This window comes from Pseudomonas sp. FW215-R2 (assembly GCF_058789255.1).
On record NZ_JBYTBO010000012.1, the window covers coordinates 126,204 to 145,861 of the forward strand.

General features: G+C 61.2%; 18 protein-coding genes. 9 read left to right on the plus strand and 9 right to left on the minus strand.

What is annotated here, in order from left to right; all coding sequences use genetic code 11:
- The first annotated feature begins 46 nt into the window (after positions 1–46).
- The gene (locus tag AC3WRD_RS18105; RefSeq protein ID WP_102622279.1) at positions 47–733 is read left to right on the plus strand and encodes an alpha/beta hydrolase; all 687 of its coding nucleotides are present in this window, start codon (positions 47–49) and stop codon (positions 731–733) included.
- Positions 734–757: 24 nt separating this feature from the next.
- On the opposite strand, the gene gstA is transcribed toward AC3WRD_RS18105, so the two are convergent.
- Positions 758–1,369 (minus strand): glutathione transferase GstA, encoded by a 612-nt coding sequence (gene gstA, locus AC3WRD_RS18110; RefSeq protein WP_102622280.1) that lies wholly within the window; start codon positions 1,367–1,369, stop codon positions 758–760.
- Between the two features lie 108 nt (positions 1,370–1,477).
- On the opposite strand from gstA, the gene AC3WRD_RS18115 reads away from it, so the two are divergent.
- Complete coding sequence (locus AC3WRD_RS18115) at positions 1,478–2,365, plus strand: transcriptional regulator GcvA (RefSeq protein ID WP_102622281.1); 888 nt, start codon at positions 1,478–1,480, stop codon at positions 2,363–2,365.
- A gap of 132 nt (positions 2,366–2,497) precedes the next feature.
- A complete protein-coding gene (locus AC3WRD_RS18120; RefSeq protein ID WP_102622282.1) occupies positions 2,498–2,923 on the plus strand; it encodes a cupin domain-containing protein in 426 nt (141 codons plus the stop codon).
- A 113-nt stretch (positions 2,924–3,036) separates the two neighbouring features.
- Here the strand turns inward: AC3WRD_RS18120 and AC3WRD_RS18125 are convergent, their stop codons facing one another.
- Positions 3,037–3,198: a hypothetical protein gene (locus tag AC3WRD_RS18125; RefSeq protein ID WP_173861392.1), complete on the minus strand. Its 162-nt coding sequence runs from the start codon at positions 3,196–3,198 to the stop codon at positions 3,037–3,039.
- Positions 3,199–3,418: 220 nt separating this feature from the next.
- On the opposite strand from AC3WRD_RS18125, the gene AC3WRD_RS18130 reads away from it, so the two are divergent.
- Positions 3,419–3,877, plus strand: a complete 459-nt coding sequence (locus tag AC3WRD_RS18130) for a GNAT family N-acetyltransferase (RefSeq protein ID WP_102622283.1) — start codon at positions 3,419–3,421, stop codon at positions 3,875–3,877.
- 92 nt (positions 3,878–3,969) lie between these two features.
- On the opposite strand, the gene AC3WRD_RS18135 is transcribed toward AC3WRD_RS18130, so the two are convergent.
- The gene (locus tag AC3WRD_RS18135; protein WP_102622284.1) at positions 3,970–4,389 is read right to left on the minus strand and encodes an organic hydroperoxide resistance protein; all 420 of its coding nucleotides are present in this window, start codon (positions 4,387–4,389) and stop codon (positions 3,970–3,972) included.
- A 127-nt stretch (positions 4,390–4,516) separates the two neighbouring features.
- Positions 4,517–5,134 carry a LysE family translocator gene (locus AC3WRD_RS18140; protein ID WP_102622285.1) on the minus strand — a complete coding sequence of 206 codons (618 nt, stop codon included), beginning with the start codon at positions 5,132–5,134 and terminating at the stop codon, positions 4,517–4,519.
- A gap of 66 nt (positions 5,135–5,200) precedes the next feature.
- On the opposite strand from AC3WRD_RS18140, the gene AC3WRD_RS18145 reads away from it, so the two are divergent.
- The gene (locus AC3WRD_RS18145) at positions 5,201–6,121 is read left to right on the plus strand and encodes a LysR family transcriptional regulator (protein ID WP_102622286.1); all 921 of its coding nucleotides are present in this window, start codon (positions 5,201–5,203) and stop codon (positions 6,119–6,121) included.
- A gap of 69 nt (positions 6,122–6,190) precedes the next feature.
- Here AC3WRD_RS18145 and AC3WRD_RS18150 read toward each other — a convergent pair whose 3' ends face one another.
- The 5 genes from AC3WRD_RS18150 to AC3WRD_RS18170 form a co-directional block, all read right to left on the minus strand.
- Positions 6,191–7,726 carry a tyrosinase family protein gene (locus AC3WRD_RS18150; protein ID WP_102622287.1) on the minus strand — a complete coding sequence of 512 codons (1,536 nt, stop codon included), beginning with the start codon at positions 7,724–7,726 and terminating at the stop codon, positions 6,191–6,193.
- A 43-nt stretch (positions 7,727–7,769) separates the two neighbouring features.
- Entirely contained in the window at positions 7,770–9,950 is a 2,181-nt protein-coding gene (locus tag AC3WRD_RS18155; RefSeq protein ID WP_102622288.1) for a multicopper oxidase family protein, read from the minus strand.
- Positions 9,951–10,053: 103 nt separating this feature from the next.
- On the minus strand, positions 10,054–10,803 hold the full coding sequence (locus tag AC3WRD_RS18160; RefSeq protein ID WP_102622289.1) for a DJ-1/PfpI family protein: 750 nt from the start codon (positions 10,801–10,803) through the stop codon (positions 10,054–10,056).
- A gap of 237 nt (positions 10,804–11,040) precedes the next feature.
- Positions 11,041–12,420 carry a sensor histidine kinase gene (locus AC3WRD_RS18165; protein ID WP_102622290.1) on the minus strand — a complete coding sequence of 460 codons (1,380 nt, stop codon included), beginning with the start codon at positions 12,418–12,420 and terminating at the stop codon, positions 11,041–11,043.
- Positions 12,398–13,090, minus strand: a complete 693-nt coding sequence (locus tag AC3WRD_RS18170; RefSeq protein WP_102622291.1) for a response regulator transcription factor — start codon at positions 13,088–13,090, stop codon at positions 12,398–12,400. Before AC3WRD_RS18170 ends, AC3WRD_RS18165 begins: the two co-directional genes overlap by 23 nt.
- A gap of 117 nt (positions 13,091–13,207) precedes the next feature.
- Here AC3WRD_RS18170 and AC3WRD_RS18175 point away from each other — a divergent pair, with 117 nt between their 5' ends.
- From AC3WRD_RS18175 to AC3WRD_RS18190, 4 genes are all read left to right on the plus strand, one after another.
- Entirely contained in the window at positions 13,208–13,897 is a 690-nt protein-coding gene (locus AC3WRD_RS18175; protein ID WP_096821784.1) for a response regulator transcription factor, read from the plus strand.
- Positions 13,898–14,002: 105 nt separating this feature from the next.
- Positions 14,003–15,421, plus strand: a complete 1,419-nt coding sequence (locus AC3WRD_RS18180; RefSeq protein WP_102622292.1) for an efflux transporter outer membrane subunit — start codon at positions 14,003–14,005, stop codon at positions 15,419–15,421.
- Positions 15,418–16,584, plus strand: a complete 1,167-nt coding sequence (locus tag AC3WRD_RS18185) for an efflux RND transporter periplasmic adaptor subunit (RefSeq protein ID WP_102622293.1) — start codon at positions 15,418–15,420, stop codon at positions 16,582–16,584. Before AC3WRD_RS18180 ends, AC3WRD_RS18185 begins: the two co-directional genes overlap by 4 nt.
- Positions 16,581–19,658: an efflux RND transporter permease subunit gene (locus AC3WRD_RS18190; protein ID WP_102622294.1), complete on the plus strand. Its 3,078-nt coding sequence runs from the start codon at positions 16,581–16,583 to the stop codon at positions 19,656–19,658. Before AC3WRD_RS18185 ends, AC3WRD_RS18190 begins: the two co-directional genes overlap by 4 nt.

Below are 19,658 nucleotides of genomic sequence, written 5' to 3' on the forward strand. Positions count from 1 at the left end.
GTGCGCCATTGGTAAATCGACCTTCATCATCCGCAGGAGAAACGCCATGAGTGAAAAACCGACGATTGTGCTGGTGCACGGATTCTGGGGCGGTGCCGCGCACTGGGGCAAAGTCATTGTTGAATTGACACGCAAGGGCTACAGCGCAATTCAGGCCGTGGAAATGCCACTGACCTCATTGGCCGACGACGCCGAGCGCACCCGCAAAATGATCGCCCAGGTGAACGGGCCGGTGCTGTTGGTCGGGCACTCGTATGGTGGGGCGGTGATCACTCAGGCCGGCAATCAACCGAATGTGGTCGGGCTGGTATACATCGCCGCGTTCGCTCCGGATCAAGGCGAAAGCCCCGGCGGCATCACCCAGGAACATCTGCCTGCCGCCGCGCCGAATCTGGCGCCGGACAGCGACGGTTTCCTCTGGCTCAAGGCCGACAAATTCCATGAAAGCTTCTGCCAGGACCTGCCGGCGGATGAGACGCTGGTGATGGCCGTGACGCAGAAAGCGCCGCTGGCCAGCACCTTCGGCGATGTCATCAGTGATCCGGCGTGGAAGCACAAACCGTCCTGGTATCAGATTTCCAGTCAGGACCACATGATTCACCCGGACAACCAGAAACGCATGTCCGCCCGGCTCAACGCGAAGAAAGTCATCACCCTCGACGCCAGTCATGCCTCGCTGGCCTCTCACGCTGCTGAAGTGGCGGCGCTGATCGACGAGGCCGCCAAGGCCTGACAACGACCACGCAACCGGCCGTTTTCAAACCGGTTGCGTGGCATCTTCTTCCGCGATGGCCGCCCGCACGCTGGGCCGTTCGGCGATACGTGTCATGTAGTTCGCCAGCGCTGGCCAGTCTTCAATGGCGATACTGAATGTCGGCAGCCACTTCAACACCGTGAACAGATAGGCATCCGCCACGCCGAACACCTGCATCAGAAAGGGCTGGGTCGCGAGGATGCGGTTCAGGTAATCCAGACGTTTGAACAGTTTGTGTTTGAAGATCGTTTTGGTGGATTCCGGGATTTCGCTGCTGAACAACGGCGCGCTGCCCCCATGAATTTCCGAACTGATGAAGTTCAGGTATTCCTGCAGGCGCGAGCGCTCCCAGGTGCCATTGGCCGGGGCCAGCGAATGCCCCGGCACCCGGTCCGCGAGGTATTGAAGAATCGCCGGGCCTTCGGTCAACACTTCACCGTTTTCCAACATCAGCGCCGCCACGTAGCCCTTCGGATTGATCTCGCGAAAGTCCCGGCCGTCGGCAGTGCGCTTGGTCTGGTTGTTGACCCGGATCAGTTCGAACGGCAAGTCCAGTTCACGCAGCACGATGTGCGGGGACAGCGAACAGGTCATGGGCGCGAAGTACAGTTTCATGGGATCTCCTTTCAGATGAAGGCCCAGAATCCAATACCGCTGCGCCGCTTCGCAAAGGACATCTGTAGTGCTAGCGTATGACAAAATCTCATGGACTGAAGAAACCCTATGCTCCCCCGACTACCGTCACTCAACGGATTGCGCGCCTTCGAATGTGCGGCTCGCCATTTGAGTTTCACCCGCGCCGCCGAAGAGCTGAACGTCACGCAAACCGCGATCAGCCATCAGATCCGTCGCCTCGAAGATGAGCTGGGTGTGCGCCTGTTCATGCGCTTGAAAGATGGGTTGGCGTTGACCGATGAGGGCAATGCGTACTTTCCCGGGATTCGTTCGGCGTTTCTGGAGCTGCGGCACTCCACCGAACGGTTACTGGAGTCGAATAACCACAGCGTCCTGACGATCAGTACCCTGGTTTCGGTAGCGTCCAAATGGTTGCTGCCACGCCTGCCGTCATTTCGCGAGGCGCATCCCGAGATCGATGTGCGGATCAGCGCGTCCACCGAACTGGTGGATTTTCGCAAGGGCGGCATCGATGCGGCGATCCGCTATGGCACCGGCGAATGGCCGGGTTTGCGGGCCGACTGGTTGATGTCCGACGAGATCTTCCCGGTGTGCAGCCCGCGACTGTTGACCGGCGAAAACGCTTTGAAGGCGCCAGCGGACCTGATCAATCACCCTTTGCTGCAAGTCAGCGGCCTGACCGCCAATGACTGGCGCGACTGGCTGCACGCGGCAGGCCAGCCAATGCTCCCGGCCAAAGGCCCGCGCATGACCTTCGACCTGGCGATGATGGCGGTGCAGGCCGCGATTGACGGGCAGGGCGTCTGTATCGGCCGCTCGACCTACGTCGAGGACGACTTGCGGGCCGGAAGGCTGGTGGCGCCGTTTGATCTGCGGCTGAAATCCGATTCCGGTTTCTACTTCGTCACGTCCCATGAAAATGCCGATTCGAAAAAAATCGTCGCGTTCAGGCAGTGGCTGTCGCAGGTGCTTTGAGTTGTATGCGCGTGTATCAATCCCGCCGCCGTACACACTGGGGTAACTTACGCCGATATCAGGACACATCCCGTGTACATGCCTTGCTCAGAGTGACTGTCGACACATCACTATTTCCGAGAGGGCAACACCATGCGCCGCACACTTCTGATGACCGCTGCAGCCGTACTCGTTTCAATGACCGGCCTCGCGCACGCGGCTGACACCCAAACCGCCGCCCCCGCGAAGAGCTGGCAACAAGGCCTGAGCCGCACGGATCTCGTCCGCCAGGATTTGGGCGCAGCGGATCGTGAAGTGATTCAGGCGCGGGTCGATTTCGAGCCGGGCATCACTTCGCCCCGGCATGCGCATCCGGGCGTTGAAGTCGCCTATGTGATCAGCGGCACCTTCGAATATCAGCTGGAAGGCCGGGCACCGGTGACACTCAAGGCGGGAGACTCGCTGTTCATCCCGGAGGGCGTGGCGCACATCGCGAAGAACGTCGGCAACGAAAAGGGTTCGGAACTGGCGACTTATATCGTCAAGAAGGGCGAGCCGTTGCTGATCCTCAAGCAATAACGTCCGGGAAACTGAAAAGGCCTGCCACAGTGGCAGGCCTTTTTGTTGTTGGTGGATTCAAGGCAGGCAGATGATCAAGCCGATATTGCCGCCCCATTCAAATTAAAAGAACTTCAGCGTACATCCACCTCTTTCACATTTCCGGCCGATGCTCTTTGCCTGCGCCTCTGAAGCCAGCTGAAAAACGCATGTACCGGATGAAGAACGGCGGTCAGCACGCCAAGCAGCAGGATGATGAAGAGGATGATCAGCGGGACGCTTTCGTGCGAGAACATGGTGGGTTACTCCTGTAGTCACTATGTTGGAACCCGCAGACTAGACGCATCCGGCGATGTTTTTGGTGAACGTATGTTCATCCTCGAGCGCTTCGATTGTGCTACGGCAAGGCTTGGGATCGGCTCCGGAGTTGTCAGAAATTCAAAGGCCCGGCGTTGGCAACGAACGCCATCCATCGCATGCTGAACGTCTTATTCATCGTCACTGAAGAGGCATCCCTTGCAGACCCTTCGCCGTGCTCAATCCGAAGACGCCGTGCCCATCGCCGCGCTGGTCGATGAGGCCTACAGCCCTTACATCCCGCGAATCGGTCGCAAGCCTGCGCCCATGCTCGATGACTACGAACAAGTGCTGCGCGAAACCGATACGTTCGTGCTGACCGACAACGATGAAATCCTCGGTGTGCTGGTGATGAGCCAGGAAGGCAACGAACTGCTGCTGATCAACGTCGCGGTGTCGCCTCGGCACAAGGGCAAAGGCCTGGGCAAAGTGCTGATGTCGTTCTGTGAAGAGCATGCGTTGAGTGCCGGCTGCGAAGCGGTGCGGCTGTACACCCATGAGCGGATGACCGAGAACATCGCCATCTATGAAAGGCTCGGTTTTGTGGAAACCCATCGCGCCACCGAGGACGGATTTGCCCGGGTTTTCATGCGCAAGACGCTGGCCGGTTCTCGCTGACTGTCACGCCGGTATGCCGCACACGAGTGATGTAAAAAAAAGCCCGAAGCAGTGCTTCGGGCGTTTGAGGATGAAACCGGCGTAAACCTGTTTCAGATCAGGCGCAGGGTCACGTCGATATTGCCGCGAGTGGCCTTGGAGTACGGGCAGGTCTGGTGCGCGGCCTCCACCAGTGTCTGGGCGACCGAAGTTTCAAGCCCCGGCAGGCTGACATTCAGGCGTGCCTGAAGGAAGAATGCATCACCGGTCTTGCCCAGATCGATTTCGGTTTCCACCGCCACATCGGCCGGCAGTTTGATTTTCAATGCGGCAGCGGCCTTGCCCATGGCGCCGATGAAGCAGGCTGACCAACCGGCCGCCAGCAATTGCTCCGGGTTGGTGCCGCTGCCAGCGGAGCCGGGTGGCGACAGTTTGATATCCAGGTTGCCGTCCGAACTGCGCGAGGCGCCATCGCGTCCGCCGGTGGTGCGGGTCTTGCCGGTGTACAGCACGGTGTCGATTTGATTGATCATGGGAATGCCTGCCTGAGTGAGTGATGGAGTCGGAAACGAAGGTTCCGATGGCCCACACTTTTGCATCGGCATGTACCCGGGATGTGTCCTGCAGCGGGGGGTTATGTATCGCTGTGTAGCGGCCGGATCATCCTGAGCGTTGAGAGAGGCTCAGCAGTATCCCGAAGCTCACGAGCAGGCCGCCAAAGGCCCGGTCAATCCACAGCCGTGCCGCCATCAGCTTCTCGCGCACTCTTCCGGCCGAAAAGCACAGCGCAACCAGACTGAACCACACCACATGCGCCCCGGCGATGAACAGTCCATAGGCCAGTTGCACCGCCAGACCCGTGTCCGGCCGGACGACACCCATGAACAGGCTCACGATGAAAATCGAGGTTTTGGGGTTCAGCGCGTTTGTGAGAAACCCCGTACGCAGCGCGGCCAGATCCGACAGGGCAGGTGGCGGCGCATTCTGCGGCTGAACATCGGGCCTTGAGCGAAGCATTTTGATGCCCAGATAGACGAGATACCCAGCCCCGGCCAGCTTCAGCGCATTGAACAACCAGGGCGTTTGCTGAAGCACCCATCCGAGCCCGAGCAGCGTATAGCCGACGTGAACCAGCACCCCCAAACCAATGCCCATCGCAGTGAGAACGCCTGCGCGTCGAGACAGCAGCAAGCCGTTGCGAGAGACCATGGCGAAATCCGGCCCGGGGCTGATGCATGCCAGCAATGTGATGGTGATTACAGCTATCCATTCGCTCATGGTGGAACCTTGCGGTGGTTGGTGATAGAAAGCCATGTTTACAGATGTCGTGCGCTGGAACTAACGATGATTTCTGAAGTAGATGGTGACTTTGAATCACTGAAATCCGAATCGAGAATGCCTTCTCTGCTGGCGCTGCGTTGCTTCGAATCTGCTGGCCGGTTTGAAAGTTTCGCCCGTGCGGCTGATGAACTGCATCTGACGCCCGGCGCCATCAGCCGGGCCGTGCGCCTGCTTGAAGAGGACCTGGGCGTTGACCTGTTCGAGCGGCGCAAGCGCAGGGTTTTCCTGACGGACGCTGGAAGACGACTGCTGAAAGCAGTGAGTGAAGGGCTTGGGGTGATGAACCATGCCGTCCGCGAGATACGCAGCGAGGCACGCCGTGCGCGGCGGCTGGTCCTGTCCTGCGAGCCAACGCTGTTGATGCGGTGGCTCATCCCGCGCTGGAGTGAGTTCCAGGCACAACATCGTGGCCCGGACATTCATCTGGTGGCCGGCGGTGGGCTCTTTTCCTTTGAGCAGGGGATAGACCTGGCCATTCGGCGAGACGATTTTCCCCGTCCGTCCGGTTACCACGCCGAGAGGCTGTTTGCCGAGAAGGTCGGGCCGGTATGTCGGCCGGATAAAGTCGGTCAGTGGTTCGATGAACGGGGGACATGCCTGCGCGCCACGGCCCCTCTGCTGCAAACGACCAGCCGACCCACCGCCTGGCAGGAATGGGCTGCCGCAACAGGGCAGCCGGTTCCGGCGACGCAGATGCAGTCCTTCGAGCACTTTTATTTCAGCATTCAGGCGGCGGTCGCCGGCCTGGGTGTGGCCATGGGGCCGTGGCACCTGGTTCGCGACGATATCCAGAGCGGCGTACTGGTCGCGCCATCAGGGTTTGTTGAAGACGGCTCGCATTATTGCTTGCTGTCGCCGACACCTCTCAAGCCGGGCAGCCTGGAAACGGATTTGCTTGAATGGTTGCGGGCGGTGGGTTGTTAGGTGATGTCTGCCCAACGTCGGCGCCGGCCCTTATCACGTAGGCTCCGGCGCCAGGGTCCAGCAGCAGCGCTAATCCGTTTGCAGCAATAGATGCACATCGATAACCGGGTTACCCATCAACTTCTGCGGGAAGCGGTCGCCGACGAAACTCTTGTTCACCGGTTCCACCCAGACACTCAGTTTGCCGCCCGATACCTCGGCCAGCGGCAGCTCGAAGTCGAAGTGGCTCATGGCGTTGGCCACGCAGTTGGCGCAGGTTTGAACCGCCACCGGCTGAAACAGTGATCGGGTTGCGATGGTCTTGCCGTCTTTCTGCAAGTGCACCGAGAAGCTGCCGGGAATCTTCAGGCGATTGATACCGCTGACCCGCACGTTGACCCGACTGGTCTGGACCGTGAAATGTTTGTTGGCGGCGAGTGTGCGCTGGGTCTTGGGCAGAAAGTCGACGTTCGAGGCTGTCGCGGAAGGGCCGTAGTCAACGTCGAGTCGGGCGACCGAGTCGATGATCGCCAGCGTGTTCAACTCGGGTGGGTTGCTGGTGAACGGGTTCAGGGACTGGAGCGCCGCTTCATTGAAGATCTGATAACTCAAGGGGTCGCTGTCCTGGTTGATGGTGGTTAGCAAGCCATGCAGGTCGGTGGCCAGCATCTTTTTCTGCCATTCCCAGAACAACCTGTCCCAGTTGCAGTGGAAGAACCAGAACACCGGGTCGAACGCCGCGACCTCCTGGGCGCCCATGGTCGAACCGATGGAATTATGGCCCCCGTCATGGGCCGCGATAATGGTGTTGTAATTGGCGTCTGACCAGTAGCCGTGGAAGTCTTCCCAGTCGGTCTTGCTCATGGCGCGGTTCACGTCGTCGGCCACACCGTTGTTCAGCAGGTTCTGGGCAATCGTGTCGTAGTCAAAACGTGAAGTGCTATAGCCTTCGGGGTAATCCGGGCTGACCGCTTGTGGCAGCACGTACGTATCGAAGGGCGCGCTTTTGAGCACGTCGGGGAAGGGCGTGGTGATATCCCAGTAGGGCAGCGTCACACTCTCGCAGCCGGGGACCGATCTCAGGGCATTTTCGAAACTGACCAGATACGCCCGGTGCCACGGGTTGTAGCCCGGGACATGGTGCATGCAGTAAGTATTGGGGGCCGGAAACCAGTGGTAGCCGGCCTGGACGAAATAGCTGTTCGGGTCACTCGGGGCCTTGGCTACGATGCCGGAAAACGCCTTTTTGAGCAGGTTGAGTTCAGTGCTGGACAGCGTGGTGATGTCCTTGCGGATCCTGCCGGCCGGGGCTGCCGCAATGGACAGCAATCGAGCATCGAACTCCACTTCGTTGGCGCTGGTGACAGGGACGCCTTTCGGATAGCCGTTATTCATCCAGTTGAGGAAGGTGCTCACCCAGTCAGGGGACCAGGGTCGCCCTGGTGGCATGTTCCCCACCGCCACTTGTTGATAGATGTCGCCGGCGTGATTCACCACGGCCTCGTAGCTGGCAAGGTCCAGGCCTTGCGCGGCCATGTGCTGCTGGTCCTGGGTGGTGAACATGTCGCGGATCTGTCCGTACCAGGTGGGGTTGGTGACAGACGTTGAGGTCGATGTAGTTTTCATGCCCGACTCCTTGTCGTGAATTTTCGTGCAATGGGGTTAACCATCAGTGCTGATGGGTGCCCGACGGTTGATTCGCTGCGTGCTTCATGCCTGCCATGCCGATGCCGCCGCCGGCGGCATTGAGGTCCGGGACGATCCGGATATTGGTCATCATGCCGCCGTCTTCGTGGTCGAGGATGTGGCAGTGGATGACGAACTCACCGATGTAGCGGTCGTAGTGAGTGCGCACCAGCACCTGATAGTCGTTCTGCACGAAAAGGGTGTCCTTGAATTCATGCCACATCCCGCAGTACTGGTTTTGCAGTCCCAGTTCGTCGGCCGGCACCAGGCATTCGCCATTGGGGCCGTAAATGCTTTTGGGCTTCTCGCCGGGCTTGGCGTACAGCACATCCATCACCTGGAACGGGTTGACGTGAATGTGAAAGATGTGGGGTTCGCCCTGGGAGGTCAGCACCCAGTCATCGGTGGTGTTGACCTGGCGGGTGAAGTCGACCCGGTCCGGGTCATAGGATTTGTAGTTGATGAAAAAACCGAACGCACCCGTCCATGGTTCTCCCGGTTTCGACGGTGGGGTCGCAGGAGGTGAGGGCGGGAATGGCGCATTGCCGATGAAGAAGTCGACCTTCTGAATGTCATCGTTGACCACGGCACCCTTGAGGTCGTCCATCCCGCGCCACGGCTTCAGATTGCCGGTCAGCAGTCCCTGCAGGGCCTCGGTGGGCAGCGATGAGTCTGATTTGTTGCCGTCGTAGAGCGCTTGCTGGATATAACGCTGCGGGTCGTCGGTGACGACTTTTCCACCAGTGACGATGACCGTCGCCAGCAATTGGGTTTCGTTCGGTCCCTGGCCGCCGGGGCCACCATGAGGCCCGGCGTTGGCGCGTTCTGCGGGCGTTGCCGCCTGGTTCAGCACGCAGTAGGTGCCGTCACGGGGGAACATCAGCAGCAAATCACTGCGATAGCCGGGTTGCAGAAAGTTGCTGCCGATGCCGCCACTGATGCTTTTCTTGTTCACGCCTATGGGTCGGATCGCCGTGCGCGTGATCCCGTCGGCGGCAATTTCGAATTGCGGGACAAGCTCGACCGGTTTGCTGGAGTCGGGCACCGTCACCGGGCACAGGTCGGCGATGATCGCTTCCTGTTCCTTTGGCGTGCCGCCGAGCACACCCTTGAGGGCGAGACTCGCTTTGGGACTGGCCGTGTTCATGGGCACGATCTGCAGGTTCACGGTGTCGTGGATGCCGCCGTGAATAAAGCGCCAGCGCTGGATCTCGCCCGCAGCGATGCCTTGCAGTGTCGGTTGCACCACGCCGTTGATGCTGGTGAATCGACCGCTCTCGTCCCAGACCGTGGCCGAAGCGAGCTGCTTGTCGAAATTCTCCACCACGCCAGTCTTGCCGCTGGGGCACGTCCAGGTGTGATCCTTTTGCGTGATGATGGTGCCATCGTCGTTGAAGCAGGCGTAGGGAATCTGCTGGAACAGAAAAACCTGTTCGGTAAACGGCTTCCCGGTTGCGTCCTTGAGGATGGTGTCGATGTCGCCCGGTTTGTCGCCGGTGTAAGGGCGGTCGCCGCGCACAATCAAGGCGCCGGCCGCGCCGCTGGCGACCTGCAGCGCGGTGGAACCATGCCGGTGCGCGTGATACCAGAAAGTGCCGGATGGGTGATCGGTGGGGATGTTGATCTCGTATTCGAATTTTGTTTGCGGCGCGATGTTCAATAGCACGTTGTCACTGTTGCCCGCTGGCGAAACGTGCATCCCGTGATAGTGCAGGTTGATCGTGTTGAAGCAGCCGGGGTCACCGTTCGCCGGGTCCTGTCCCCCCGGACAGCTGGGGTCGTTTTTATCCAGTTGATTGTCCAGATGCACCCGCAGGGTGTTGCCGGGCCTTACGTCGATGAGCGGCCCCGACAGGCAGCCGCCATACGAACGCAGCATCACTTTGTCCTTGGCGCCATCGGGATTGCCCGGGTTGTACATGTAGTTTTCGCGTTTCTGCACTTGCAGGTTGAGTTCCACGGTTTGCCCGTCGCGGGTGATATCGCCTGCCGGATTGCAACCCGTTTGCGCAACGGCCAGTCCGGTGGCTTTCAGTGTGCCGGGCCGGCCCTTTTCAAGAAGCCTGGGCGGTGACAGGAAAGGCTGCGCCGACAGGTCGGCGAGCGCTGCGTGGGAGGCTGTACACATCATCAATCCGGCCAGAACCCTGTGAAGCGAAGCCATGTTGTGCTCCCTGCGTCGTTGCGCGAGTGTCTGCGACAGCCTCGATGGCCGCGTGTCCTTTGATCAACTGAACAACTTGAGAAGTGTTGCTGCACGCTCGCTGTCAGGAGGGGCCTGTGCGCTTGAGCACTTCGGCGATGGTCGTTGCCATGCCATCGAATTCACAGGTGCGCGCGGTGCCGGGTGTGTAGACCGGCGGTCTGGCGACGGAGGGATCGCCGCTGTCGAAGGGCGGATCGGGGTTGTACTGAATGCTCAACTGCACCGTCCGGGCAACGATCTCCCCGGCGATCAGGGCGATGATTTTCAAGGCCTCGTCCAGGCCTGACGAGATGCCGCCACCGGTAATGCGTTGCCCGTCGACGATGTAACGCGGATAGCCTTCCACTACGTTGATACGCGTGAAGAGTTTCAGGCAGGCGATGAAGGCCCAATGAGTCGTGGCGTTGTAACCGTCCAGCAAACCGGCGGCGGCCGCGAGCAAGGCGCCCTCGCAGACGGATGCGGCAAATTGCGCGGCCTGGCCCTGCTGCAACAGCCAAGTCATACGGTGTGAATCTTTCATCAGTTGCTGCAAGGCGCCGGGGTCACCGCCAAGGATCCACAGCAGGCTGATGTGTTCTGAATGTTGATCGAAAGTCGGCAGATTTCCACCGATGGTCATGCCGTCCCGGGTGGTGATGGAAGGCCCATGAAGGGAGATCAGCCGCACGACGCGGGTGGGGGCGGAAGGGTTCTGCGAAGACTCGATCTGAGTCATCCAGTTGAACAGCTCGTAAGGAACACTGACGTCGAGCAGATCCACGCCATCGTAGACCGCGATTGCGATCAGGTACTGACCTGGTGCAGGCATGACTCCCTCCTGGGGAACACCGCGGCGACCGCAATGGCGTCGTCAGGTGCATAGCGTCTTGCTAATCAGCGTTGCGAGGCCCGGACAGCAAAACCGGAGGTTCAGCCGCTTAAGGCCAATGGCCAGTAGGACAGCTGTTGGGAGCATAGTCGGCGTTATTCTGCGTGCAAGGTGTTTTCCAGGGCATCTGCCGAGTGGTATCAGGCGCTGCTGGCGGCATCCACAGGCGCCCGTTTTTCAAGGCCGGTCGATAACCGGCGTTGCCTTGCCCAGCAAGTCAATCCGACAGCCCGGCGCCGCATCGCTCACCGTCACCCGCATGTCATGCAGGCGCGCAACCGCCGACACCATGCTCAATCCCAACCCGTTGCCCGGGGTGTGGCGGCTGGATTCCGCGCGGTACAACCGGCGCAACACCGCTTCACGCTCGGCCGGGGGAATGCCCGGTCCGTTGTCAGTGACGCGAATCCCGACGCTGTCCTGATCGGCGATCACGCTCAGGCGCACCTGGCTGTGGTCGGGCGAGAACTTGATGGCGTTGTCGAGCAGGTTACACAAGGCGTCGAACAGCAGTTGTGCGTCACCGGCCATGATCGCGGGGGCCTGACTGTTTTCGATGGTCAGGCTGATGCCGCGCTCTTCGGCCAACGGCTCATACAGCTCGGCGGCATCGGCGCTGATCAGGTTCAGGTCCAGCGGGGCGAAGTGACTGCGTCGGGCGCTGTTTTCGATTTCCGAGATCCGCAGCAGAGCCTTGAAGGTCAGCAGCAAGGCCTTGGCTTCCGTCAGTGCCGCGTCGATGCTGGCGGCGTATTGCGCTTCATCCAGGCCCCGGCGCTGTGTACGTTCAAGGCCAGCGATCAAGCGGGTCAGCGGGGTGCGCAGGTCGTGGGCGATGTCGTCGCACACGCCTTTGACCTCACTCATCAGTCGTTCCAGCTCATCGAGCATGCCGTTCACCACCGAGGCGAGCCGGTCGATGTCGTCGTTGTTGCCCTGAACCGGCAAACGCCCGGTCAGGTCGCCCTCGATGATGCCTTTGATCGAGCGGCTGACTTTATCCAGCCGGCGATGCGCCGAATAACCCAGCACCACGGCGCCGAGCAACCCGACCAGCAACAGCAGCAGGCCGCCGGAGATCAGCGCGTTGATCAGCAGCTCGTCGAATTCGCGAATGTCGTGGACGTCCTGGGCGACCAGCAGGGTTTTGCCGTCGGCCAGTTTATGAACGATGAACCGAACCGGCCGATGATGCCCGTTGGACTTGAGCCAGCGAAATTCCTGCGGTTTGTCATAGGCGGAGAAGGGCGGCAGTTGCTTGATCACGCCGGCAATGAATTTGCCGTCGGCGTCGAACAGGCTGTGGGGCAGGCGCGCTTCGACGTCCTGCAGCGCGTGTTTGCGGATCTCCTGCAATTGCAGTTCCGGCGGCTGGGCGCTGCGGTTTTCCACCTGCCGATAGAGGGCCGTGTCCGCTTCGGTTTTCAGGTAGAACGCGGTTTGCCAGTAGACGTAACCGAACAACGCCAGAAACGAACAGCCGAACAGCCCGAGAAAAAGCAGCGCCGTGCGAAAGCTGATGGTGCGCGGGATTTCACTCAGGTGAACGGAGAACATACCCGGCTCCACGAATGGTATGGATCATCGGCGGTTCGCCGTCACCGTCAACCTTGCGGCGCAATCGGCTCATGTGCACTTCGATGACGTTGGTGCGCTCGTCATAGCTGTAATTCCACACCGCTTCGAACAGCATGGTTCGGGTGACCACCTGATCGGCATGGCGCACCAGGTGTTCGAGCAGCGCGTATTCCCGGGGCACCAGATCGATGGTGCGCTCGCCGCGTCGGACGGTCCGGCTCAGCAGATCGACTTCCAGACTGCCGACTCGCAAACGGGTTTCCTGAACCTGGGATACCGGTTCGGCGCGACGCCGGTTCAGGGCATCGAGGCGGGCGGTCAATTCGATGAACTCGAACGGTTTGGTCAGGTAGTCGTCGCCGCCCGCACGCACGCCGCGAACCCGTTCGTCCAGCGCACTCAAGGCGCTGAGAATCAGCACCGGCGTGTTCACGCTGGCGGCCCGCAACGCGGTGAGTACGCCCAGGCCGTCGAGACCGCCGGGCAACATGCGGTCCAGAACGATCAGGTCGAACGGCTCGCCGAGGGCTTTGAGCAGGCCATCGCGGCCATTGTCGACGCTGCTCACGGTGAAACCGTGGTCGGTGAGGGCCGCTTCGATTTCGCGGCGGGTGGGCAAGTCGTCCTCGACGACCAGAACATGGGTCATGGCTTTTGAACCACTCACATCATCAGGCAGAGATGGCATAGTGTGGCAAAGCCTGCGGTCGCGCCACGTTCCCGCTGGATAAATAAAAGTTCAGGTTGGCTTGATGGAGTAGGTGCCTTGCGCATTCTCGTGGTTGAAGATGACGCCCAGACCGCCGCTTATCTGCTGCGCGGGTTGAGCGAAAGCGGGCATGTGGTCGATGTCGCCAGCGATGGCAACAGCGGTCTGGACATGGCGCTGGAAGGCATTCACGACGTGCTGGTCGTCGACCGGCGCTTGCCCGGCCTCGACGGCATCGGCCTGATCAAGGCCTTGCGCGCCCGGCAGGTGCGGGTGCCGATCCTGATGCTCAGTGCCCAGGCATCGACCGAGCAGAAAGTCGAAGGCTTGCAGGCTGGTTGTGATGATTACCTGGCCAAACCTTATGCCTTCGCCGAAGTGCTGGCGCGGCTCGAAGCCTTGTTGCGCGGGCGCGATCAGGTCGCCGGGCCGGCACGGCAATTGGTCGTGGGTGAATTGCAACTGGACTGCGCCACGCGTACCGCGGTGCGGCGGGGCAAGGTCATCGCGTTGCAGCATCGCGAAGCCCTGTTGCTGGAAAAACTCATGCGCCACAGCGGCCAGATCGTGACCCGCGACATGTTGCTCGACAGCGCCTGGGATTACGAATTCGACCCCAACAACAACGTCATCGACAAACACATCCATCGCTTGCGGCGCAAACTCGATGACGGTTTCGAGTATTCGCTGATCAAGACGGTGCCCGGTGCCGGCTACAGCTTCCAGACGACGCCCGAGCAAGGCTAAACAAAAGTTTATCTGCCGGGGAACGCTCTGGCAGGCACCCCTCGCTATCTTCGCCGCATTCGTGGATCGCTCCACAAAGGCTCAAGCGGGGGAGACAGCTTGCTCATGTCGGTTTCAAAGACGAAGGCGCGCAGACGGCGCGTTGCATTTCAATCATCAGCGACGCTGATCCTGCTGGGCGTTCTGACGCTCGGCGGCTGTTCGATGGTGCCTGAATATCGGCAACCCGAACTGCCCTTGGCCCAGCAGTGGAACGAGGCTTCCGGCGGTCAATCGGCGGCGGGTGGGCAATGGTGGCGCGAGTTTCATAGCGCCGAGCTGGATCAGTTGATCGATCGCGGGCTGGCCTCCAATTTCACCCTCAAAGCGGCGATCAGCCGTATCGACGAGGCGCGGGCGTCTGCGCAGGTCACGGGTGCCGGGCAATATCCGGCGCTGAATCTGAGCGGCAACTTTCAGCGCCAGAACAATTACGGCACCACGCAAAAACGCAGTGTGTTTGCCGAAGCCACCTATGAAGTGGATTTCTGGGGCAAGCAGCGCGCCGCCGCCGATTCGGCCGAGGCGCTGGCCAACGCGACGGCGTTCGATGCCCAGACCCTGCGCATGAGCCTGAGCGCGAGCATCGCTGACAGCTACTTTCAGGTGCTGTCGCTGGAAGAGCGCCTGCGTCTGGCCCAATCGATCGCCGACGACGCCCGTCAGGTGCTCGATCTGGTAGAGATCCAGGCCGGTCAGGGCGCGGTTTCCAATCTTGAGGTCGCCCAGCAGCGCAACGCCATGCAGACGTTCGAAGCAGCGATGCCGCCCTTGCGTCAGCAACGGGATCAGGCGCTGTATCAACTGGCGGTGCTGGTGGGGGCGCCACCGCAAGGGTTCCATTTGCAGGGCTACGGCCTTGGTACCTTGCGAGTGCCGCAACCGGTGACCGGCCTGCCGATCGGTCTGCTGCGCCAGCGGCCGGACATTCAGGCCGCCGAAGCTCGGCTGAAATCCGCCAACTTCGACGTTGGTGTCGCCCGCGCCGCGTTCCTGCCCAATCTGTCGCTGGACCTGCTGGGTGGCATCGACACCCTTGCCGGCGGGCAGATCTGGAGCGTCATCGGCACCCTCGGCCAACCGGTTTTCGCCGGCGGTCAACTCAAGGGCCAACTGCATTTCGATCAGGCCCACGTAAAGGAACTGACCGCCAGTTACCGCGAGTCGATCGTCGAGGCCCTGCAAGACGTCGAAACCCAGATCAGCGCCGCCCGTGAACTCGACAAGAGCTACGCGTTGAACGCCTCGGCGGTGGATTCGGCGCGGGAAGCGGCGCGCCTGGCGCAGGTTCGCTATCGCCTCGGCTCTACGGACTTCCAGACGCTGCTGATCGTCGAGCGCACGCAATACCAGGCCGAAGACACGCTGCTGCAGGTGCGCCTGCAACACCTGCAAGCGGCTGTCGGTCTGTTCCGCGCTCTGGGCGGCGACTTTTCCGCTGATGCCCTCGCTCTCAATTCTTCTGCTCAGGTGACTCACCCATGACTGTCCTGCACCCACGTCGTCGCGCCGTTTTCCTGGGCGTCGCGGCACTTTCGCTGGCGGTGGCCGTCGGCGGTTTTCAATGGATCAAACAGGCTCACGCTGCGCCGGTAAAAAGTGATGCTGGCGCGATCCCGGTACAGATGAGCAAGGTCAGCCGTCAGGATCTGCCGGTGTGGATCAGTGCCATCGGCAACGTGCAGGCGCTCAACAGCGTCAATGTGCGGGTGAGGGTGGACGGCGAGTTACAGAAAGTGCTGTTCAACGAAGGGCAGACCGTTACCGCCGGCAGCCTGTTGGCGGTGATCGATCCGCGGGTCTATCAAGCCCAGGTCGCTCAGGCTCAGGCATTGCTGGCGAAGGATCAGGCGCAACTGGCGAACCTCAGAGTCAATCTCGACCGCGCGAGCAAACTGGCCGCTGCCAAGGCTGGCCCGACTCAGGACGTCGACACTTACCGGGCACAACTGGCCGCTCAACAGGCGACCGTGCAGGCCGATCAGGCGGCACTGGATGCGGCGCGGCTGCAACTGGAATTCACTCAGGTCAAGGCACCGCTGACCGGCCGCACTGGCCAGCGTCTGCTGGATGTCGGCGCGATTGCCCACGGCGCCGAAGCGACAGGGCTGGTGACGATCACCCAGATGAACCCGATCTCCGTCGCGTTCGCCGTGTCCCAGGACGAATTGGCGGAAATCCTCGAAGAGAACGCCAAAGGCGCCCTGCAAGTAGTCGCCATGACCCGGGATGGCCAACAGGAAATCGCCCATGGGCATCTGAGCTTCATCGACAGCCAGGTGACGGCGGCCAGCGGTCAGATCCAGCTCAAGGCGCAGTTCGACAACGCTGACGCCAAACTCTGGCCGGGTGAATTGGTCAGTGCGCGGTTGCTGGTGCAGACCCACCGCGATGTGGCCGTTGTCCCGGCCGATGCGGTGCAATTGGGGCGTCAGGGCAATTTCGTCTACGTGGTCGATGCCGAGCAGCGGGTGCAGCCACGTCTGGTGGACGCCGCCAATGTGGTGGACGGCAAACAGTGGATTCGCCAAGGCCTGAATGCGGGCGAAACCGTTGTGGTGCAGGGCCAGTCTCGGGTCGCACCGGGGCTGAAGGTTGTACCGGTCAAGACTGATACCACCGCTGATCTGGCGGAGGCCGCCCAATGAATGCGCTGGCCGGACTGATTCAACGGCGTGTGGGGCTGAGCCTGCTGGCGCTGGGCGTCATGTTGTTGGGGGCTTTCGCTTACTTCCAATTGCCGGTGGCGCCGCTGCCGACGGTGGATTTCCCGACCATTCAGGTCACCGCGAAACTCTCGGGGGCCAGCGCCGAAACCATGGCATCGTCGGTGGCAACGCCGCTGGAACGGGCCTTCGCCGCCGTACCGCAAGTCACTTCGATGACTTCGTCCAGCGCCGCCGGCAAGACCCAGGTCGTGTTGCAATTCGATCTGTCACGGGATATCGATGGCGCTGCGCAGGACGTACAAACAGCGATCAACACCGCCACCCCGAACCTGCCCAAGACCATGTCCAGCGCGCCGACCTTCAACAAGGTCAACCCGGCCGAAGGCACCGTGCTGTCGCTGGCGGTGACGTCGCCGACCCGCACGCTGCCGGAGCTGGATCGCTACGCCGACAACTACATTGCCCAGCGCCTGTCGCAAATGCCCGGCGTCGGCCTGGTGGATTTCCATGGCGAGCAGAAACCGGCGGTTCGCGTGCAGATCGACCCTGACGCACTGGCCGCACGGGGTCTGACCCTCGAAGATGTGCGCAGCGTGATTGGCGTCAGCACCCTGGATCAGCCCAAGGGCACGCTCGATGGCCAGAGTCGTTCGATCACCCTTGGCGCGACCGACCAGTTGCTCGATCCGCAGCACTATCGCGATCAGGTCGTCGCTTACAAGAACGGCATGCCGATCAAACTGGGCGACCTTGGCCGGGTGATCGCCGGGGCCGAGGACACCCAGCAAGCCGCGCAGCTGGGTGGCGAGCCCACGGTCATCGTCGACATTCACAAGCAGCCGGGTTTCAACCTGCTGTCGACCATCGCCACAATCAAGGCCAAGTTGCCTGAGCTGACCGCTTCATTGCCTCGCGACGTGCAGGTGCAAGTGGTGGGCGACCGTACCCAGACCATCGAAGCGTCGGTCAATGACATGCAGTTCACCTTGCTGCTGTCGATTGCGCTGGTGGTCGTGGTGATCTTCGTGTTCCTGCGCAAGGCCACCGCCACGCTGATTCCCAGCCTGACCATTCCGCTGTCGCTGGTGGCCACGTTCGGCGTCATGTATTTGCTCGGTTACAGCCTCGACAACCTGTCGATCATGGGCCTGGCGATTGCCGTCGGGTTCGTGGTGGACGACGCCATTGTGGTGATGGAAAACATCGTCCGGCACCTGGAAATGGGCAAGTCGCGCCTGCAATCGGCGGTCGATGGCTTGCGCGAAGTGGGTTTCACCATCGTTTCGATGACGGTGTCGCTGATCGCGGTGTTCCTGCCGATTCTGTTGATGTCCGGCATCGTCGGGCGCTTGATGCGTGAGTTCGCGGTGACGGTCAGTGTCGCGATCATCATGTCCGGCATCGTCTCCCTGACCATCACGCCGATGCTGTGCGCATGGCTGCTCAAACCCCATGCCGATCAGGAGGAGGGGCGCTTTGCCCAGGCCTGCGAGCGCGTGTTCGACCGATTGCACAACGGTTATCGACGCAGTCTGGACTGGGTACTGGATCATCAACGCCTGACCATGGCGGTGGCCATCGCTACGCTGGCGGCCACGGCGGTGCTGTATGTCGGCATTCCCAAAGGGTTCTTCCCGCAGCAGGATAATGGTCTGATTCAGGGTGTCGCGGAAGCGGCGGCGGATATTTCGCCGATCGCCATGCGTGCGCAGGTCAACCGGGCGGCCGAGATCATCGGCCAGGACCCGGCAGTGGCGCGGGTGTATTTCTGGATCGGCCCGAACCCGACCGTCAGCCAGGGCAAGGTGATGATCAACCTCAAACCGTTCAGTGAGCGCACGGCGAGCGCGGCCGAGGTCATCCGGCGCCTGCAACCGGCGCTCGACGGGTTGTCCGGGGTCAAGGTGTTCATGCAGGCCAACCAGGACATCCAGATCGGCGGCCGGGCCAGCAAGACCCAGTATCAGTACACCTTGCAGGACCCGGACAGCGTCGAGCTGGATCACTGGAGCGGGGTGCTGCTGGCCAAACTGAAGACCTTGCCGCAACTGCAACACGTCACCTCTGACCAGCAACAGGCGATCGCCCAGTCGACGCTGGTGATCGACCGGCCGACCGCTGCGCGCCTGGGCGTGACCGTTCAAGCGATTGATGACGTGCTGTACGACGCGTTCGGTCAGCGGCAGATTGCGACGATGTTCACTCAACTGGATCAGAACCATGTGATTCTCGAACTCGACCCGAGCTGGCAGACGTCCACTGCCACCCTTGAGCATCTGTTCGTTCGCGCCAGTTCCGGAGCCTTGGTGCCGCTGAACCTGCTGGCCAGTATCAAGACCGAGCAGGTGCCGATCATCATCAACCATCAGGGCGTGTTCCCGGCCATTACCCTGTCCTTCGACCTCGCGCCAGGGCACGCCTTGAGCGAAGCGGTCAGCGCGATCAATCAGGCGTCGCTGGCGGTCGCGATGCCCGACACGGTGGTGGGCAGTTTCCAGGGTACTGCCCAGGCGTTTCAGGATTCGCTGAAGTCGCAGCCGTGGCTGATTCTGGCGGCGATCCTGACGGTCTACATCGTGCTCGGGGTGTTGTATGAAAACGCGATCCACCCGCTGACGATCATCTCGACCTTGCCGTCCGCCGGTTTCGGCGCGTTGCTGGCCTTGATGCTTTGCGGGCAGGATCTGTCGGTGCTGGGGATGATCGGGATCATTCTGCTGATCGGCATCGTCAAGAAGAACGCGATCATGATCGTCGACTTCACCTTGCAGGCGCAGCAGCGAGGGCTGTCGCCTCGGGAAGCCGTGAGGGAAGGGTGCCTGTTGCGTTTGCGGCCGATCCTGATGACCTCGCTGGCCGCGTTGCTCGGGGCCGTGCCGCTGGCGTTCGGGCATGGCGCTGGCTCAGAGTTGCGTCAGCCGCTGGGTATCGCGATTGTCGGTGGTCTGGCGGTTTCGCAGATCCTGACGCTCTACACCACGCCGGTGGTCTACCTGTGGTTCGAACGTCGGCGGCACAAGACACAGGCCGCCGGGATCATCGAGGCATCCTGA

Coding starts and splice junctions, on each gene's coding strand:
- AC3WRD_RS18115 (WP_102622281.1), top strand. CDS start 1,478: ATGCTCCCCCGACTACCGTCACTCAACGGATTGCGCGCCTTCGAATGT.
- AC3WRD_RS18145 (WP_102622286.1), top strand. CDS start 5,201: ATGATTTCTGAAGTAGATGGTGACTTTGAATCACTGAAATCCGAATCG.
- AC3WRD_RS18150 (WP_102622287.1), bottom strand. CDS start 7,726: ATGAAAACTACATCGACCTCAACGTCTGTCACCAACCCCACCTGGTAC.
- AC3WRD_RS18185 (WP_102622293.1), top strand. CDS start 15,418: ATGACTGTCCTGCACCCACGTCGTCGCGCCGTTTTCCTGGGCGTCGCG.
- gstA (WP_102622280.1), bottom strand. CDS start 1,369: ATGAAACTGTACTTCGCGCCCATGACCTGTTCGCTGTCCCCGCACATC.
- AC3WRD_RS18135 (WP_102622284.1), bottom strand. CDS start 4,389: ATGATCAATCAAATCGACACCGTGCTGTACACCGGCAAGACCCGCACC.
- AC3WRD_RS18140 (WP_102622285.1), bottom strand. CDS start 5,134: ATGAGCGAATGGATAGCTGTAATCACCATCACATTGCTGGCATGCATC.
- AC3WRD_RS18190 (WP_102622294.1), top strand. CDS start 16,581: ATGAATGCGCTGGCCGGACTGATTCAACGGCGTGTGGGGCTGAGCCTG.
- AC3WRD_RS18160 (WP_102622289.1), bottom strand. CDS start 10,803: ATGCCTGCACCAGGTCAGTACCTGATCGCAATCGCGGTCTACGATGGC.
- AC3WRD_RS18120 (WP_102622282.1), top strand. CDS start 2,498: ATGCGCCGCACACTTCTGATGACCGCTGCAGCCGTACTCGTTTCAATG.
- AC3WRD_RS18165 (WP_102622290.1), bottom strand. CDS start 12,420: ATGTTCTCCGTTCACCTGAGTGAAATCCCGCGCACCATCAGCTTTCGC.
- AC3WRD_RS18155 (WP_102622288.1), bottom strand. CDS start 9,950: ATGGCTTCGCTTCACAGGGTTCTGGCCGGATTGATGATGTGTACAGCC.
- AC3WRD_RS18125 (WP_173861392.1), bottom strand. CDS start 3,198: ATGTTCTCGCACGAAAGCGTCCCGCTGATCATCCTCTTCATCATCCTG.
- AC3WRD_RS18105 (WP_102622279.1), top strand. CDS start 47: ATGAGTGAAAAACCGACGATTGTGCTGGTGCACGGATTCTGGGGCGGT.
- AC3WRD_RS18170 (WP_102622291.1), bottom strand. CDS start 13,090: ATGACCCATGTTCTGGTCGTCGAGGACGACTTGCCCACCCGCCGCGAA.
- AC3WRD_RS18180 (WP_102622292.1), top strand. CDS start 14,003: ATGTCGGTTTCAAAGACGAAGGCGCGCAGACGGCGCGTTGCATTTCAA.